Below are 18,419 nucleotides of genomic sequence, written 5' to 3'. Positions count from 1 at the left end.
GCGAGCCCGTGCCGACTCAAGACGCACACACCGGCACGGCGGCGCCGCCCGCACCCGTTGCGGCGCCCGCCGCCGTCGCGCCCGTCACGCCCCGCAATCTGGTGGTGGTGGACAGCCGTGTCGAGAACGGCAACGAACTGCTCGCGCAGACGCCGGCCGGCACGCAGGTGCTCGTCGTTCAGCCGGGGCAGGACGCGATCAGCGCGATCACGGCCGCGCTCGCCGGCATGGGTCACGCGGACTCGGTGCAGATTTTTTCGCACGGCGCGGCGGGCCAGTTCACGCTCGGCAACCAGACTTTCACGAGCACGACGCTCTCGCAAATGGCCAACGCGCTCGGCGCCTGGCGCAGCCATCTGAGCGGCGACGCGGATATCGAACTGTACGGCTGCGATATCGGCTCGGGCGACGCAGGCAAGGCGCTCGTGCAGACGCTCGCGGGCACGACCGGCGCGGCCGTCGGCGCATCGAACGACGCGACCGGCAGTGCCGCGCTCGGCGGCGACTGGACGCTCGAAGTGACGAGCGGCACGCTCGACAAGCCGATTGCGCTCTCCGCCTATGCACTCGCGCACTACGATCACCTGCTCGCCGACGCGAGCCCGTCGGTTACGCTGTCGTCTGCCGGGCAGGATGTTCTGCTCGGCAATCAGTTCACCTTCAACGTCTCGTTCACGAACACGTCGACGCAGGTCGGGTACGCGCCGTATGTGGATCTCCTGATGCCCGCCACGGGTAAGGACGGCAACGACGGCGTGAGCTTCGTCTCCGCCAGCTATCTCGGCCAGGCAGTCACGTCCTTCGTCGTCACCTTCGATGCAAACGGCAACGCGATTCATCCACTCGCGAAGGATGCGAGCGGCAATGCGCTCGTCATCCATGCCGCGACTTACGGCCTGCGACCCGGCGACGAACTCGTGGTGCTGGAGCTGCCCTTTGCGAGCGTGGCGCAGGGGCAGCCCGCGATTACCGTGCAGGTCAACGCGCAATTGAGCAACCTCGCGGATACGGCCTTCTCCGACAGCAGCCCCGACCTGACGATCGGCGCGCATGGCGGCTTCCAGTACGGCAACGACTCGCTCGACAACCCGACCACCGATCCGACGATCATCGAGACGTCGGTTCACGATTTCCTCGTGCATCCGACGGTCGTGTCGCTCACGCAGACCGTCAACACGCCGGAAGGCGAGACCGCGACGGGACCGAACTTCGTGCGCTCGGAAACCGTGACCGCGACCGCCGCGCCCGGCCAGACGATCACCGATGTCGTCATCAATCAGGACATCCCGGCAAACGTTCAAGTCACCGCGATCACGCCGGGCGCGGGCGGCACGATCACCTCGCTCACCTTGCAGGACGGCTCGGTGCTCACGAACGCCGCGCTCATCAACGCGGCGATCAACAGCGACACGGTGTTCATCCGCTCGTATTCCGTCGAATATGCGAGCATCACCGGATCGGCCGACACCGTCGTCAGCTTCTATGTGCCGCAGACGGACGCCTCCGGCGCCAGCGTCATCAACCCGACGACCGGCGCGCCGGTCACGATCGCCTTCGGCACGGCATCGGGAAGCGGCCAATGGGTGCCGCTCGATCCGCGCGATCTCACGCCGCCGGCCACGAGCGTCGCATTCTCCGGCACCGCCGACGGCACCGGCACGACCTTCATCGCCCGTGCCGCGACGCTGGAAAAACAGGTCAGCGAGCAGACCGACACCGGCACGGCGGGCGTCACGCCGGGCGACACGCTCGCCTATGCGCTCGATGTCGCGCTGTCGGATTACTTCGCGCTCGGCAAGACGCAGACGGGCGCGGGGCAGTTCGTCGTGACGGACCAGCTGGGCGACGGCCAGACCCTCACCGGCACGCCCACGCTCACCTGGACGCAGGACGGCGTCGTGCATACGATCGCGCTCATCTCGACGCGCACCGTCAATGCGGACGGCACGACCACGCTGTCTTTCGATATCGGCGCCTCGATCGCGGCGGCCGGCCCGCTGCAGCCGGGCGCGCTGGCGGGCGACATCGCGTCCGACGACGTCCAGCAGGGCGCGACCACCGCGCGCATCGACTATCTCGCGGCGGTCGGCCAGCGCTACGCGACGAACTACACGCAAAGCGACATCAACGAAGGCGATGCCTTCGGCAATCACGCAACCGTCGCGGCGACGCTGCTGCTCGACCGCCTCAATCTGACGGGCGGCTCGGTGAGCGACGACTCCTCGACCACGAGCACGGTACCGGCGGGTCACGTGGATATCGCGCTCGTCACGGTCAACGGGACGACGCCGCCCGCGAGCGGCGAACTCAATCCCGGCGACGTCGTCACCTTCAGCCTGAGCTACAACCTCGCCACCGGCGACTACGAACGCTTCTCGCTCGCAGCCTATCTGCCGCTGCCGCTCCTCAATGCGACGGGCATCGCCTGGACGCAGGGCAGCGGCGTCGGCCAGTGGAGCTTCGGCGCGGGCAATACGAATCCGGGCAGCCTCGTGAGCGTGACGGAAGGCAGCGGCAACTCGCTCGTGTTCGATTTCGGCAGCTTCGCGACGAACACGGTCGGCGGCAGCACGATCCAGGTTCTGTTCACGATGCGCGTCGGCGATCAGCCGTATGCCGACAATCGTCCGTTCGACGTGCTCGCGCAATCGAACCAGGTGACGACGATCGCGCACACCCCGCTGGTCTCGTCCGATGTCGCCGTGGTCGCCTCCGTCGCCGAGCCGGTACTCGATATGCGCCAGGGCGTGGTGTCGAGCAGCGACGGCGTCGTGTCCGGCACGACCGGCGCCTGGAATGCGCCGGGCAGCGGCGGCGTGCCTTTCGCCGGCACGGTGACCGACGTGGCCGCCGTCGATGGCAACGTGAGCGGCATCGACGGCGGCGACACGGTGCGTCTCGCCACCGCGATCAAGAACTCGGGCGGCGGCGGCGCTTATGACGTCACGACCACCGTCACGTTGCCCGGCGGGCTTCAGTTCGTCGGCGGCAGTCTTGCGGCGGCGGATCTCGCCATTTATCGCGGCGACGGCACGCGACTCGTCGCCGGCACGGACTACAGCGTCAGCGGCAACACGATCACCTTTCTCGACGCCGGCAACGCCGCGACGCTGCTCGCCGGGCGCGCAGGCAGCGCGGCGGATCAGGCCGGCTCGAACGTCGTGGTCATCACCTACGACGCGGCCGCGATCGGCAGCATCGCCGCGGGCAGCACGCTGCAGACCAGCGCCGCGCTCACGCGCTACGCGAGCGTCGAGGGCGGCACGGACTTCACGCCGACCGATCTCGTCGATACGGCCAGCGAACAGGTCGCCGCACCCACGGTCAGCGTGCAGTACGGCGGCGGCACGCTCGACGACGCCGATTCGAGCGCGAGCCACACGAGCGGCAGCGATCTCGTGATCGGCGAGAACATGACCTACGACATCGTCGTGACGCTGCCCGAAGGCACGACGCGCAACCTGCGTGTCGACGACCTGATTCCCGCCGGCCTGCGTCTCGATACGAGCTTCAACGGCGGTCTCGGCTATCAGATCATCACGACGGCCGCGGGCAGCGCCGCGCTCGGCGCGAACTTCAACGGCACGGTGAGCGTGGCGAGCCTCGCGGCACTCTCCGGCCAGCTCGGCGCGGACGGCGCGGGCGCGCGCTGGACCTTCGCGGCGTCCTCCTCCGCCGCCGACAACAACCCGGGCAACGATTCGTTCGTGATCCGCGTGCATCTCGTGGCGAGCGACACGGCGAGCAATCAGGCGGGCGTGACGCTCGCGAATCCGGGCCAGCTCGTCTACAGCGATCCGGACGGCGACACGCCCAACGGCGCGACGGCGCTCGATCGCAGCGTCGCGCAGAGCGGCTCGGCGCCGACCGTCGTGATCCGCGAGCCGACGCTGCAGGTCACGCAGACGACGCAGCCGCTGCCGCGCTTCGGCGTCGACGAGGGCGACACGGTCGAGTACGACATCACGATCAGCAACGGCTCGGCGGCGAGCGACTTCAATGCGTTCGACGTCGGCTTTCTCGATGCGCTGCCCGCGCAGCTCGGCGGGCGGTCGATCCTCGGCGTCACGTACCAGAACGGCGCGACCAATCACGGCGGCCCGGACTTCGAACTGGTGAACGGCCAGTTGCGCACGGCGGCGGGTGCGAACATCGACATCGCCAAAGGCGGCAGCATCACCCTCCGCGTTTCGGGCACCGTGCTCGCGTCGGCGGCGAGCGTGTCTTCGTTCGACAACACCGCGACGGTGCAGTGGACGAGCCTCGACGGCACGTCGGCCACCGCCGCCGACCCCGCGGGCGAGCGCACCGGCGCGGACGGCCTGCTGAACAGCGGCGCGCTCAACGACTACCGCAGCGCCGAGACGCTCACCGTGCCGGTCGCGCAGGTCGTGACGATCTCGCGCGTGGGCGGCCTCGCGGACACACCCGCGCCCTCGCCCACCGATGCTTCCGACGAGCGCGTCACCGTGGGCGAAGTGGTCCGCTATCGCGTGGTCTCGCTGCTCGCCGAAGGCGCGACGAACGACTACTCGGTGCAGATCACGCTGCAAAACGGCCTTCGGTTCATCAACGACGGCAGCGTGCGCATCGTGTTCATTTCGAACACCGGCATCACGACCGACATCACCAATCTCGTCACGGGCGGCACGCTCAACGAAACCGGCAACGAAACGAGCCCGGAAGCGTTGCCGATCACGGCGGACCTGTCGGGCGCCGCGCCCACGGGTGTGCTGAATGCGGCGAACATCGTGGTGACGACCGACGCCAGCGGCAACGAAGTCATCACGTTCCGGCTCGGCAACATCGTCAATCCGGACAACGACGCCGATCTCGAAGGCATTTCGCTCGAATTCAATGCGCGCGTGGCCAATCAGGCGTCCAATGCCGCCGGCGCGGTGCTCACGGCGAGCGCCGTCGACCGCTCGGGCGCGAATCCGCTCACGAGCGCGGACACGGTGCGCGAAGATATCGTCGAGCCGGCCTTCACGGGCCTGCAAAAGCAGGTCTACGGCTTCGATCCCGGCACGAGCGCCGCCAGCGGCACCGCCGACGTGGACGTGCGCTTCACGCAGAGCGGCACGTCGCCCGCCTACGACATCGTGCTGACCGACAGCTTCACGGGCGCGACGAACTACACGTTCGATCATCTGGTGCTCAACGGCACGACCTATACCGCCGCCCAGCTCGCGGGCATCGGCGCGGCGGTGGATACGACCAGTGGGCTGCGGCTCACCTTCGCCGAACTCGGCGTGAACGCGCAGGTGCAGGTGTTCTATTCCGCCGACGTGCCGAACAACGCGGCCATTGCGCCGACCAACGCCACGCTCACGTGGACCAGCCTGCCGGACAGCTTCACGAACTGGGGCGGATCGAGCGTCGGCGCGGCGGGCAGCGCGGACGGCGAGCGCACCGGCGCGGGCGCGAGCCCCAACACCTACATTCGCACGAGCGCGGCGGGACTCGGCGTGATCGGCGGCACGCTGTGGGACGACACGGCGTCGGCGACGGCGTCCGCCACGCCCGACGGCCCCGGCCTTGCCGGCCAGACCGTCACGCTGACGTGGGCGGGCGTGGACGGCAATCTCGCCACCACGGCCGACAACCTCGTCTACACCGCGACGACCGACACGAGCGGACACTACGCATTCGGCGTGCTGCCGCTCGGCGGCTACCAGATTCAGGCGCCCACGGGCACGATCACGTATCCGCAGCCGGTCGGCGCGCTGGCCGTGCGCATCGACAGCGACGCGGCCACGGCGCTCGGCACCGTCGGCATCACGCTCGCGGATGGCGGCACGGCGAGCGCCAACGCGGGCTATGTCGAGCAGAACGATGCGCCGGTCAACACGCTGCCCGGCACGACGCCGAGCGGGCTCGAAGACACGACGCTCAGTCTCGCGGGCATCACGGTGAGCGATGTGGATGCGGGCAGCGGCGCGCTTCAGGTCACGCTGAACGTGCTGCACGGCACGCTCTCGCTCCCCGCGCTGCCTGCGGGCGTCACCGAAACGGGCGAGCGCACCGCGACGCTCACGCTGACGGGCACGCTCGCCTCGCTCAACAGCGCGCTGGCGAATCTGCAATACCTCGGCCAGGCGAATTTCAACGGCCCGGACACGCTGACGGTCACCACCAACGATCGCGGCAATTTCGGCGACTTCAACGGCAACGGCATTCCCGGCGAAGCGGGCGATGCGCGCATCGCGGTCAGCACGCTGCCGATCACGGTAATCGCCGTGAACGATCCGCCCGTCGCCGCGAACGATGCGGCGAGCGCGACCGAAGCCGGCGGCAACGCCAACGCGCAGCCCGGCGTCAATCCGACTGGCAACGTGCTCGCCAACGACACCGACGTCGACATCGCGACCAACGGCGACACGCTGCGCGTCGTGCAGGTGACCAACCAGAGCGGCGCCAGCGTCGCGGTGCCGGGTGCGGCGCGCGTCGTCGTCGCGGGCGTCTACGGCACGTTGAGCATCGGCGCGAACGGCGGCTACGAGTACGTCGTCGATAACGCCAATGCCGCCGTGCAGGCGCTGCGGCTCTCCGGCCAGACGCTGACCGAGCGCTTCACCTATGTCGTCAACGACAGCGCGAACGCGGCCGCCAGCGCGACGCTCACCGTGACGATCCACGGCGCGAACGACACGCCGGTCGGCGTCGACGACAGCGGATCGGCGACCGAAGCGGGCGGCGTCGCGAACGGCACGCCCGGCAGCAACGCGACGGGAAACGTGCTCGCCAACGACACCGATGTGGACAGCGCCGCGAACGGCGAAACCCATCGCGTGACGGGCATCACGCATCTGCCGGAAAGCGCGGTCAACGGCCCGCTCACCGCCGTCGCGGCCGGCACGACGAGCGGCAACGGCACGGTGATCGCGGGCGCCTACGGCACGCTGACCATCGGCGCGGACGGCTCGTATCGCTATGTCATCGACAACAACAATGCGCAGGTGCAGGCGCTCGTGCCCGCCGATGCTCCGCTCGTCGAGACGTTCACCTACGCGCTCGCGGACACCGGCGGGCTCTCCGATCTCGCCCAGCTGACGATCCAGATCCACGGCGCCAACGACAACCCCGTTGCGAGCGACGACGCGGGCGCGGCGAGCGCCGGATCGGCGAGCACGGGCGTGAATCCCGTCGATGCGACCGGCAACGTGATCACGCAGGCGAGCCGTCCCGGCACGGCGTCGCAGCCGGGCGGCAACGGCATCGACACGGACGTCGACCACACCGACAATCCGGACACGTTGCTCGTGCTGAACGGCGTGCGCTCGGGCACGGAGGCGGCGGGCGGCACGCTCACGGCTGTCGCCGCCGGCACGACCGCCGCGAACGGCGCGAGCATCGTCGGCAGCTACGGAACGCTGCGCATCGGCGCGAACGGTTCGTATGACTATGCGGTGGACAGCAACAACGCGGCCGTGCGCGCGCTCGCTGCCGGCGCGACGCTCACCGAAACGTTCACGTACCGCATCGTCGATACGAGCGGCCTCGCGGATCAGGCGCAACTCGTCATCACCGTGCGCGGCGTGAACGACGCGCCGACGCCTCAAGGCGACATCGGCCACGCGGTGGAGGCCGGCGGCGTGAACAACGGCACGCTGGGCGTCGATCCGACCGGCAACGTGCTCGCCAACGACAGCGATCCCGAGCACGACCCGCTCACGGTGGCCGCGATCCGCACGGGTGCGTCGTCGGGCGCGGGCACGGCGGGTGTCGTCGGCCAGCCGCTTCGCGGCGCATACGGCACGCTGACGCTCGGTGCGAACGGTGCGTGGCAGTACACCGTCGACAATGCCAACCCCGACGTGCAGGCGCTGCGGCTCGCAACCGATCTGCTGACCGAGCGTTTCACCTACACCGTGACGGATTCGCACGGCGCGACTTCGCAGGCCGAGCTCGACGTGGTGATCTCTGGCCAGAACGATGCGCCCGTCGCCCGGAACGATCTGGCGAGCGCGATGGAAGCAGGCGGCACGCTCAACCAGACGCCGGGCATCGATCCGTCGGGCAACGTGCTGCTGAACGACACCGACGTCGACGCGGGCGACACCAGAACCGTCGATGGCGTGCGCGCCGGCGCGGAAGCGGTGCCCGGGAGCTTCGCGGCCGTCACGGGCGCGACATCGGTTGCGGGCATCTACGGCACGTTCACGATCAATCCGGACGGCAGCTACACCTACGCGGTCGATAACAGCCTCGCGAGCGTGCAGGCGTTGATACCCGGCCAGAGCGTATCCGATTCGTTCACGTATCGTCTGCACGACACGGCCGGCGCGAGCGATACGGCGCAACTGACCGTGCGCATTGCTGGCGCGTGGGACGCGCCGACACCGCGAAACGACGTCGCACTCGCTGCGGCGGACAATGGTGCGGGCAACGCGGTCGATCCAACAGGAAATGTCTTGCCAAACGACACGGACGTCGATGCGAACGATGCGCTTACCGCGACGGGCGTGCGCACAGGAGACACGGACGCCGTCGGCGCGCTCACAGTGATCGCGGCGGGTAGCAGCAGCACATCGAATGCGACGGTGATCCGTGGGCAATACGGCGAACTCGTTATTGGCGCGGACGGCACGTATGAATATCGCGTCGACACGACCAACGCCGCGGTGATCAGTCTAAGACCTCTGCAATTCCTCACGGATGTGTTCACCTATCAGGCGACCGATCGCGGTGGCTTGTCAGGCGAAGCCCAACTCACGATCGCGGTGCGCGGGCGCGATGACGCGCCCGTCGGCCACGACGACGTGGCAACCGCCATCGAAGCGGGCGGCATGAACAACGCGACGCCGGGCGTGGATCCGTCGGGCAATGTGCTCGCCAACGACACGGACGCGGACAATGACGCCTTGCACGTCGTCAATGTGGGGACAAGTGCCGTCGCGGCAGGGGCCGGCACCACGATTCGCGGCGCGTACGGCACACTAACGATGGCTGCCGATGGCGCGTGGCACTATACACTCGACAACACCTCACCAGATATCCAGGCCCTGCGCACGACCAGTCAGACGCTGCAGGACGTGTTCAGCTATACCGTCGCAGACATCTTCGGCGCGCAAGGGGCAGCCCAACTGCGCGTGACGATCGAGGGGCGCAACGACGCGCCCGTCGCGCACGACGACAGCAGCACCGCAATCGAGGCCGGCGGCGTGAACAACGGCACGCTGGGCCGCGATGCCACGGGCAACGTCCTCGCCAACGACACCGACGTCGACAGCGCCGCGAACGGCGAAACGAAGCAGGTTTCGGGCATCTCGAACGAAGCGGGCGCGAGCGCCGCCGCAGGAACCGCGCTCGCGGGCCGCTATGGCGAGCTGATCGTGAAGGCGGACGGCAGCTATGACTACAGCGTCGACAACGCCAATGCGGCCGTGCAGGCGCTGCGCACGAACGGCGACACGCTCACCGAAACCTTCGTGTACCGCATGCGCGATACGGCCGGCGCGACTTCGCAGGCGACCCTCACGGTCACGATCCGCGGCGCGGACGACGCTCCGGTCGCGCGCGACGACAGCGGCGTGGCCAGCGACCAGACGCCTGCGCCGCAAACGAAGGGCAACGTGCTCGCCAACGATGGCGACGTCGACGCGGGCGATCGTCTCGACGTGGTCGGCGTACAGGCGCAAACGGGCGCCGCCGCAACACCGGGGCACGCGCTCGCGGGGCGCTACGGCACGCTCGAACTGAACGCGGACGGCAGCTACACCTACTCGATCGATCTCACGAATCCGCAGGTGCTGGCCGCGGCGGGCCTGGGCCAGGTGCTTCAGGACGTCTTCACCTACACCGTGGCCGATACAGCGGGCGCCACGGCGCAGGCGCAATTGCTGATTCATCTGGACATCTCCACGCCCTATATCCCGCCGACGGGCGAGGGACCGCACTGGGGCGAGGCGCTCGCGACGATCACCTCGCCGCAGACGGAGCAGAACTTCGTGCCGGCCGTGTTCGTGACGCCCGTCGTCGAGGCGAATGCCGTGCGCGCGACCGAGCGCTCGCGCGAGGCGGACGGCAGCCAGGTCGACTGGCCGCTCGAACCCGGCGCTGCGCTGTTCTCGTCGCGCAGCATGCCCGAGCTTCAGCCCGACCAGTTCGTCGGCCATGCGGTGCGCGACAGCCAGCTGGTGAGCACCTTCGACCACGCGTGGATTTTCGGCAGACACGGCCGCGTCAGTCTCGATGCCGACGGCCTGCTGCCCGATCCGTCCGTGTTCGCCGCGCTCGCGCACCATCTGACGGACGGCATGCATCCGCCGGCGCAAGGCGAAACGGAAAAGGAGGCAGCAAAGACGGCGCAGGGCTTCGCATCGCAGTTGCATGAGGCGGCGCGCAAGCTGCCCGCCGTGCGCGGCGGTGCGAACAGGCGCTAGCGTTCCAACGAGGATCACTGCCATGCAAAGACATCCGCCGCCGCTGCTCGGAGCCGCCGTCGCCTGCGCGCTGACGGTTCTCGCGGGTTGCGCCTCCCTTCAGCCGCAGCCCGCGACCACCGACCAGATCCGCGACCGCGTCGTGACCGACCAGCTCGCCATGTACGACGCGCAGGAGCCCGTGAAAGGCCCCATCACCTTCTATCAGGCGGCGGCGCGGGCGCTCAAGTACAACCTCGACTACCGGCTCAAGCTGATGGAAAGCGCGCTCGCCTCGAACCTGCGCGATGTCTCGACCAATGCGCTCCTGCCGCAACTGGTCGCGTCGGCGGGCTACACGGATCGCAGCAACGACTCGGGCGGCACGTCGATCGGCATCGAAGATCGTCAGGTGAGCCTGCGTCCTTCCACCTCCGAGCAGCGCTATCACAAGCTGGCCTCGCTCGGCCTGACGTGGAACCTGATCGACTTCGGCATGGCGTATTACCGCACGCAGCAGCGCTCCGACCAGATCCTGATGGCCGAGGAACGCCGCCGCAAGGTCGCGCAGAACGTGCTGCAGGATGTGCGCAACGCGTACTGGCGCGCGCTCTCCGCGCAGCGTCTGAAGCCCGAGGTCGATCAGCTGATCGCGCGCACGCAGGCCGCGCTGCGCAACGCGCACGAGGCGCAGGACAAGGGGCTCATGCCGCGTCAGGACGTGCTCGCCTATCAGCGCGCGCTGCTCGACGCCATCTCGCTCTTGACCGTGCGCCGCCAGGATCTCGAGTTCGCGCAGGCCGAACTGGTCGCGCTCATGTCGCTGCCGCCCGGCACGCCGCTCGTTCTCGCCGATACGCAGGAAGGCACGCTGCCGATGCCGCCGCTCGCCACGCCGCAGCCGACGCTCGAACTGATCGCGCTGCAGAACCGCCCGGAAATCATGGAGGAGTCGTATCGCAAGCGCGTGAACGAGAACGACATCAAGATCGCCAAGGCGCAGTTGTGGCCGAACATCGGCATCGACATGAACGTGAATTACGACTCCAACGCCTATCTCTACAACAACTACTGGGCGGCGATCGGCATACGCGTGTCGCTGAACCTGTTCCGGCTGCTGCAACTGCCGGCGCTCAACGAGGAGGCGGCCACGCAGGAAAAGACCGACGACACGCGGCGGCTCGCGCTCTCGATGGCAATTCTCACGCAGGTGCGAATCGGGTCGCTGCGCTATCAGCTTGCACGGCAGGAACTCGATTTCGCGAACGACAGCCTGCGCGTCGATCACGATCTGCTCGACTACGCCAATGCGGCCAAAACAGCCTCGCTCGGCTCCGAGCTCGAAGTGATCCGCGCGGAAGGGCGCTATCTGCTGTCGCGCTATCTGCGCGAGGCGGCCTATTCCGACTGTCAGGCCGCGTGGGGCCGCCTGTACAACTCGCTCGGCTATGACGTCATGCCCGATGCCATCGCGAAAGACGACGTCGATACGCTCGCTCAGGAAATCAAAAACACGATGACGCGCCAGGAGACCTATCTGCCGCGAATGCCCGCGCCGGATTCGGCGGCGCCGCTCGCGCCATTCGGACAGACGCAGCCGCCCCCGCCCCCGCTGCCGCAACCCCTTGTCGCCCACCCCACCGGAGCGAGCGATGCGACGTCCGTGCAATGAAGGGATGCGGCTCGCGGCCGCGCTTCTGCTCGTTGCCGTGCCGCTCGCGCAGGCCGCCAAGCCATCCGGCAGCGCCGAGCGTTACGACGACCCCGGCGCCGACCCCAACGCGATCCGCGTGCTGCTCGCGCCGAATCTCGAAACCACGCTATCCAGCGAAATGAACGGCACGGTCACCGACCTGCACGCGTCGCTCGGCAAGCCGATCGCGAAGAACGCCGTCATCGCCCAGATGAACTGCGCCGAAGTTCAGGCCCGCGCGAGCGTGGCGAAGGCGGAGCTGAACATGGCGAACCAGAATCTCGCCGCCAAGCGCAGCCTGCGCGAACTGAAGGCCGCGGGCGACATCGAGGTGGCGATGGCCTCCACCGACGTCGAAAAGGCCAGGGGCGCGCTCTCGCTCGCGAAGGCGCAGCTCGGCTACTGTCAGGTGGTCGCGCCGTTCAGCGGACGCATCGCGAAGGTGTACGTGAAGCCGTATCAGACCGTCAGTGCGGGCACGCCGATCGTCGATCTGGTCGGCGACGGCGCGCTCAAGGTGCGGCTCAACGTACCGTCCGCGATGCTCGTCAGGCTGCGCTCGGGCAGCCGCCTCGACATCACGATCCATGAAACCGGCAAGACCTATCCGGCGCATGTGAGCGCCGTCAACGCGCGGGTGGACGCGGTCGCGCAGACGGTCGAACTGGAAGCGCAGCTCGACGGCGCGCCGCAGGATCTCGTCGCCGGCATGAGCGGCGTGGCGCGGATTCCGGCCAGTCCATGAACCTTCCGCGATGAACGAGCCCTTTCCGCCCGCTCCGCTGCTGCTCTATCTCGACGCCCTGCGCGAACGCGCGATGGCGGCGGAATCCATCGACGCGCTCGCGTTCACGATGGCCAACGACCTGCACGCCGTGCAGCCCTTCCGGCAGGCGCTCGTTTTCGCGGATCGCGGCAGACGGTGCGAACTCGTGTGCGCCTCCGGTCTCGCGCTGCCCGGCGAGGATTCGCCCTATCTCGTCTGGCTCGGGCGCGCGAGCGCGTGGCTCGCCGCGCAGCTCGATACGGACGCGCCGCGCTGGCTCGCGCGCGACGCCGTCGAGCCGCCACCCGATATCGCCGAAGGCTGGGGCGAATGGTGGCCGAAGGGCGTGTGGTGCGTGCCGGTACATGCGCCGAACGGCCGGCGGCTCGCGCTGCTGCTCGTGCTGCTCGACGATCCGCCCGGCGAAGGCTTCGCGACCGTGCTGCGCAGCGTCGTGCAGACCTGGGGATACTGCTGGTGGGCGCTCACGCGGCGCAGCCTGCGCTTCGGCTGGCGGCCCTCGCGGCAGCAGGTGCTCGCCGCGTGCGCGGCGGCCGCGTTGCTGCTGCTGGTTCCGGTGCGGCAGACGGTGCTCGCGCCCGCGGAAATCGTGTCGAGCAACGCGCGCATCGTCAGCTCGCCGATCGATGGCGTGATCGCTTCGCTGGCCGTGCGTCCCAACCAGCACGTCGATGCGGGCGCGCTGCTCTTCTCGCTCGACGAGACGTCGCTCAGGAGCCGCGTCGATGTGCTGCAGCGGCAGGTCGCCGTCGCCGATGCCGAACTGACCGCCGCGAGCCAGCGCGCCTTCGACAACGCGCAGAGCAAGAACGAACTGACCGTGCTCAACGGCGTCGCGGAACAGCGCCGCGCGGAGTTGGCCGCCGTGACGGCGCAATTGCAGCGCACGCGCGTATTCGCGCCGGAGAACGGCGTGGCCGTGTTCAGCGATCCCAACGACTGGATCGGCAAGCCCGTCGTCACCGGCGAGCGCATTTTGCAGCTTGCCGATCCGGGCAAGCCTGCGATCCTCATTCATCTCGCCGTCGCGGATGCGATCGCGCTCGACCCCGGCGACGAGGTGACGCTCTATCTGACCGCGTGGCCGCTCGCGCCGCTGCACGGGCGCATCGTGGAGACGAGCTACGCGGCGAAGACGACCGAGGACGACATCGTCGCGTACCGGCTGCTCGCGAGCGTCGACGACGGCGGCAGCGAGCGCGAGCACGCGCGCCTCGGCCTGCACGGCACCGCGAAGCTGTACGGCAGGCCGGTGAGTCTCGCCTATTACCTGCTGCGCCGCCCGCTCGCCGCGCTGCGTGCCTGGTCGGGTCTGTGATGAACATCGATCCCGACGCGCCCTCGCCCGCGCTGCGCGAAGACCTGCGCCTTTCGGAAGCATCGCCGGGCAGGAACGGCGAACCCGCCTGGGTGATTCAGGACATCGTCGTCAATCGCTTTTATCGCATCGGCTGGCTGGAGTTCGAATGTCTGCTGCGCTGGGACAAGCCGCCCGCGCAAATTTGCAGCGAGATCGAGCGGGACACCGCGCTGCGGCCGGTGATCGAACAGGTGATCGCGTTGCGCGCATTTCTCGAACGCCACGGGCTGCTGAAGCCCACGCCGCAAACGCTCGCCCGCCTGCGAGAGAGCCAGCGCGCGCAGTGGTTCACGTGGCGCTGGTGGCTGCATCACTATCTGTTCTTCCGCATTCCGCTCGTGCGTCCGCAGCGCTTTCTCGGCTGGATCGCGAAACGCCTCGACTGGCTGTTCACGCCGGCGACGCCCATCGCCGTCGTGCTGGCGAGCATCGTCGGCATCGTGCTCGTGCTTCAGCAGTGGGACGTGTTCACCAAGGCCGTGGTCGAATCGTTCTCGGTGAGCGGCATGGTGAGCTTCGCGCTGGCGCTGATCGTCGCCAAGACGCTGCATGAACTGGCGCACGCGATCGTGGCGACGCGCCTCGGCCTCAGGGTCGCGCACATGGGCATCGCCTTCGTGGTGCTCTGGCCGATGCTCTATACCGACACCGGCGAAAGCTGGAAGTTGAAGCGCGCCCGGCAGCGGCTCGCGATCGCGTCGGCGGGCATTCTGTGCGAACTGTCGCTCGCGGGACTCTCGACGCTCGGCTGGGCGCTCTCCGATCCCGGGCCGCTGCGCAACGCGCTGCTTTATCTCGCAACCACCAGCTGGGTGCTCTCGCTCGCGCTCAACGCCAGTCCGTTCATGCGCTTCGACGGCTATTTCATTCTCTCGGACCTGCTCGATTTTCCGAACCTTCATTTCCGCGCCTCCGCGCTCGCGCGCGTCGCCCTGCGACGCACGATTCTCGGACTCGACGATCCGTGGCCCGAGCCGTTCGGGCTCACGCAGCGGCGTCTGCTCGTCGCCTTCGAATTCGTCACGTGGCTGTATCGGCTCGTGCTGTTTCTGGGCATCGCGGTCACGGTGTATCTGTTCTTCTTCAAGCTGCTCGGAATCGTGCTGTTCTGCGTCGAAGTGAGCTGGTTCGTCGTGCTGCCGGTGTGGCGCGAACTCGGCCACTGGTGGGCTAACCGGCGGCGCGTCGCGCACGGGCGGCGGCTCGCGCTGGGCGCGATCGTCGCGGGCGCGCTGCTCGTGCTCGCGCTGCCCTGGCGCACGCAGATCCACGCGGACGGCGTCGCGCGCGCTGAACGCGTGCTGCGCGTGTTCGTGCCGATTCCCGCGCGCATCCGTGCGATCCGTCCCGCCGGCGCGGTGCAGGCCAACGAAACGCTCATGGAGATGGACGAACCCGACATCGCCGCGCAGATGCGCCGCAGCGAAGCCGGCATTCGCGGCTACGAAGCGCGGCTCGCGGGCCTGATTGCCGACACCAATGGCCTCGATCAGCAAAGCTCCGTGCGCGAGCGCCTGCGCGTGCAGTACGAGGAAGCCGCCGCTGCGCATTCGGAGATCGCGAGACTGAGCCTGCGCGCACCGTTCGCCGGACGCTGGACGGATATCGATCCGCAATGGCGCGCGGGTGCATGGATCAATCCGAAGGTGCCGGTCGGCGTGCTGATCGATCCACGCAGCTGGCAGGTGGATGCGTTCGTGAGACAAGACGCCGTGCAGCGGCTCGCGGTCGGCGACACGGCGCGCTTCTATCCCGTCGGACAGATTGCACCGATCGAGGGACACGTGCTCGCCATCGACACGACGCGCGTACGGCAACTGGACTATCCGATGCTCGCCTCGCGCTACAAGGGGCCGCTCACCGTATCCTCGGAACGCGAGGCGCTGATCCCGAATCCCGCGCTCTTCCACGTGGTCGTGCAGCTCGATGCGCCGCCCTCCTCGCTGCGCGAGACGCGCGGTCAGTTGCAGATCGACGGCGCGCGGCGCAGTGCGCTGATCGAGGGCGGCCGGCATCTGCTCGGCGCGCTGATTCGCGAGAGCGGATTCTGACGAGTTCTACATGAGGAAGTCGACGTGAGGACCATCGGCCGACGCCGGCCCGTACGAACCAGCGCCTTCATCGCACTGATGCTGACCGCACGGATTGGCGCAGCGTTCGGGCTCCCTGAGCCAATGCGCGATCCTAACGATGGCCAGCTCGACATGAGCGACACGCTTCTTTGGCATAAGGGCGTGTTGCCGGTGCCGGCGATCATCACCGAGCCGGCGATCGGCTACGGCTTCGGACTCGCGCTGCTCTACTTCCACGATGCCGTCACGGCCTGACGTTGAGCCTGAACGTCGGCACACTGCAGATTAAGGATGTCGTCCATGGTTTCGCCGGCATACGCGAAAGCCTGTCGATCACGAGCGATTACGCTGGTTCCTGCCCTTCTATCTCGATGTCGGCATTGGAACGTCGAGAATTACATGGCAGGCGATCGGGGAATGGGTTATGCCGCAAAGTGAGGAGATGTCGTCTTGGCTTACCGGTACGTTGCGTCCTATGGGTCCGGTCATCAATTCGAGCAGACACCGCACTTCAACGGTCCAAGTCTCAATGTCACGATCCGATTTTAATACCAGCCAAGGAGGAGCCCACGAACTGAAATGGCTAGCAAAACATTGCACAGCAGCATCCGACTTATGTTCTAGACTGAATCTGAACTGGCGATCGGGACCCGCACAAGACCAGTCGGACGCTGTATTGCACAGCTCGCGCGTCAACCCAATCAATCCCAAAAGGTGCGCAGAATGGCAGACGTTCAGACCTTGACCGAGCGGCACGAGGCGGGCCGCGACGCCCGTCAGCATGCAAGGCGTTCATTGCACGCAGAGATCGGCGATACCGATCGCGATCCTGTCAAGCTCCTGCAAGAAAATAGCAAGGGACGCGTCGAGTCGCTGGTTCCCCTACGCTACGGGCGCATGTCCGTGTCGCCGTTCACGTTCTATCGCGGCAGCGCAATTCTACAGGCACATGATCTGGCGGCCACAGTGAACAGTGGCATCGCGTTTCCCATCTGCGGCGACGCCCACTTGATGAACTTCGGCGGCTTCGCCACGCCCGAGCGGCAACTCGTATTCGATCTCAACGATTTCGATGAAGTCGCGACGGGCCCGTGGGAGTGGGACGTGAAGCGGCTTGCGGCCAGCTTCGCGATCGCCGGCGAGCATATGGGCTTCAACCGCGGCGCGATCGGAGATATCGTCGCGACGGCCGTGCATGAGTATCGCGACCGCATGAGCAAGTATGCCGATTGCAGCGCGCTCGAACTTTGGCACGAGATCGTTACGTTCGAACGGATGCTCGAGACAGCCGCGACGGCCGAAGGCCGCCAGTTGATCAACCGGACTATGGAAAAGGCGGCGGGCCGCACGCATGACAGCATGCTGGGCAAGATGGCCACACTGGCCGATGGCCGCTGGACTATCCAGGATGCGCCGCCGGCATTGTTCCATCCGGGCGGTCCTAATTCGCTGCTCGGCCGCGATCAAAAGTGGTCCAACACCGACGAATGGAAAGGCAAGCTCGCCGCCGCATTCGACAGCTACCTTCAGACGCTTCCCTCCGAGCGCCGGCAACTGATCGCGCAGTACGCGCTGCATGACATCGCATTCAAGGTAGTCGGCGTTGGCAGTGTCGGCACTTTCTGTCTGGTGATGCTGTTCATCGACAGTCACGGCAAGCCGCTCTTCCTTCAGGTCAAGGAAGCACGTCAGTCGGTGATAGCGCGCTTCTTTCAGGGCGACGACCCAGCCCATCAGGGCGAGCGCGTCGTGAGCGGGCAGCGTCTGCTTCAGGCCGCGAGCGATTCATTCCTCGGCTGGACGACGGGTCCCGCCGGGCGTGAGTTTTACTTCCGTCAATTGCGCGACATGAAAGTGTCGGCGGAAGTCGAGCGCATGAGCAGCACAATTCTGCAGGGCTACGCCCGCATCTGCGGCTGGGCACTGGCGCGAGCCCATGCGAAAGCCAGCGGAAAAGCGGTGGAGATCGCGGCCTATCTCGGCAACGGCAATCGCTTCGCGGACGCGCTCACCCAGTACGCGTTCGCCTACTCGGAACAGAACCAGAAAGACTACGACACCTTTATTCGTGCGTGCCGATCGGGCCAGCTCGAGGCTCGAAGCGACGAGGACATGGCGGCCGATTTCCGCATCTGACGGTCTC

Annotated in this window: 7 protein-coding genes; all 7 read left to right on the top strand. The window is 67.5% G+C overall.

Going from position 1 to position 18,419, the window contains the following annotated elements:
* Positions 1-8 precede the first annotated feature (8 nt).
* The 7 genes from NCS03_RS26650 to NCS03_RS26620 all read left to right on the top strand — a co-directional run bounded on the left by NCS03_RS26650 (position 9) and on the right by NCS03_RS26620 (position 18,412).
* Complete coding sequence (locus tag NCS03_RS26650) at positions 9-10,385, top strand: cadherin-like domain-containing protein (RefSeq protein ID WP_250530149.1); 10,377 nt, start codon at positions 9-11, stop codon at positions 10,383-10,385.
* Positions 10,386-10,407: 22 nt separating this feature from the next.
* The gene (locus NCS03_RS26645) at positions 10,408-12,036 is read left to right on the top strand and encodes a TolC family protein (RefSeq protein WP_250530148.1); all 1,629 of its coding nucleotides are present in this window, start codon (positions 10,408-10,410) and stop codon (positions 12,034-12,036) included.
* Complete coding sequence (locus NCS03_RS26640; protein ID WP_250530147.1) at positions 12,017-12,802, top strand: efflux RND transporter periplasmic adaptor subunit; 786 nt, start codon at positions 12,017-12,019, stop codon at positions 12,800-12,802. The genes NCS03_RS26645 and NCS03_RS26640 overlap by 20 nt, the downstream gene beginning before the upstream one ends.
* Before the next feature lie 10 nt (positions 12,803-12,812).
* The gene (locus NCS03_RS26635) at positions 12,813-14,162 is read left to right on the top strand and encodes an efflux RND transporter periplasmic adaptor subunit (protein WP_250530146.1); all 1,350 of its coding nucleotides are present in this window, start codon (positions 12,813-12,815) and stop codon (positions 14,160-14,162) included.
* Positions 14,162-16,255 (top strand): site-2 protease family protein, encoded by a 2,094-nt coding sequence (locus NCS03_RS26630; protein WP_250530145.1) that lies wholly within the window; start codon positions 14,162-14,164, stop codon positions 16,253-16,255. The genes NCS03_RS26635 and NCS03_RS26630 overlap by 1 nt, the downstream gene beginning before the upstream one ends.
* Positions 16,256-16,408: 153 nt before the next feature.
* Complete coding sequence (locus NCS03_RS26625) at positions 16,409-16,531, top strand: hypothetical protein (RefSeq protein ID WP_350029373.1); 123 nt, start codon at positions 16,409-16,411, stop codon at positions 16,529-16,531.
* 468 nt (positions 16,532-16,999) lie between these two features.
* Positions 17,000-18,412, top strand: a complete 1,413-nt coding sequence (locus NCS03_RS26620; RefSeq protein ID WP_250530144.1) for a DUF2252 domain-containing protein — start codon at positions 17,000-17,002, stop codon at positions 18,410-18,412.
* Positions 18,413-18,419: the final 7 nt, after the last annotated feature.

It is taken from the genome of Caballeronia sp. ATUFL_F1_KS4A (assembly GCF_023630905.1).
In the GTDB taxonomy this organism is placed as follows: Bacteria; Pseudomonadota; Gammaproteobacteria; order Burkholderiales; family Burkholderiaceae; genus Caballeronia; species Caballeronia zhejiangensis.
This window is presented reverse-complemented; position numbering and strand designations above follow the sequence as displayed.

What these genes read in the sequence shown, in the direction of transcription:
- NCS03_RS26645 (WP_250530148.1), top strand. Translation starts at nt 10,408, where the DNA reads ATGCAAAGACATCCGCCGCCGCTGCTCGGAGCCGCCGTCGCCTGCGCG.
- NCS03_RS26640 (WP_250530147.1), top strand. Translation starts at nt 12,017, where the DNA reads ATGCGACGTCCGTGCAATGAAGGGATGCGGCTCGCGGCCGCGCTTCTG.
- NCS03_RS26635 (WP_250530146.1), top strand. Translation starts at nt 12,813, where the DNA reads ATGAACGAGCCCTTTCCGCCCGCTCCGCTGCTGCTCTATCTCGACGCC.
- NCS03_RS26630 (WP_250530145.1), top strand. Translation starts at nt 14,162, where the DNA reads ATGAACATCGATCCCGACGCGCCCTCGCCCGCGCTGCGCGAAGACCTG.
- NCS03_RS26625 (WP_350029373.1), top strand. Translation starts at nt 16,409, where the DNA reads ATGAGCGACACGCTTCTTTGGCATAAGGGCGTGTTGCCGGTGCCGGCG.
- NCS03_RS26620 (WP_250530144.1), top strand. Translation starts at nt 17,000, where the DNA reads ATGGCAGACGTTCAGACCTTGACCGAGCGGCACGAGGCGGGCCGCGAC.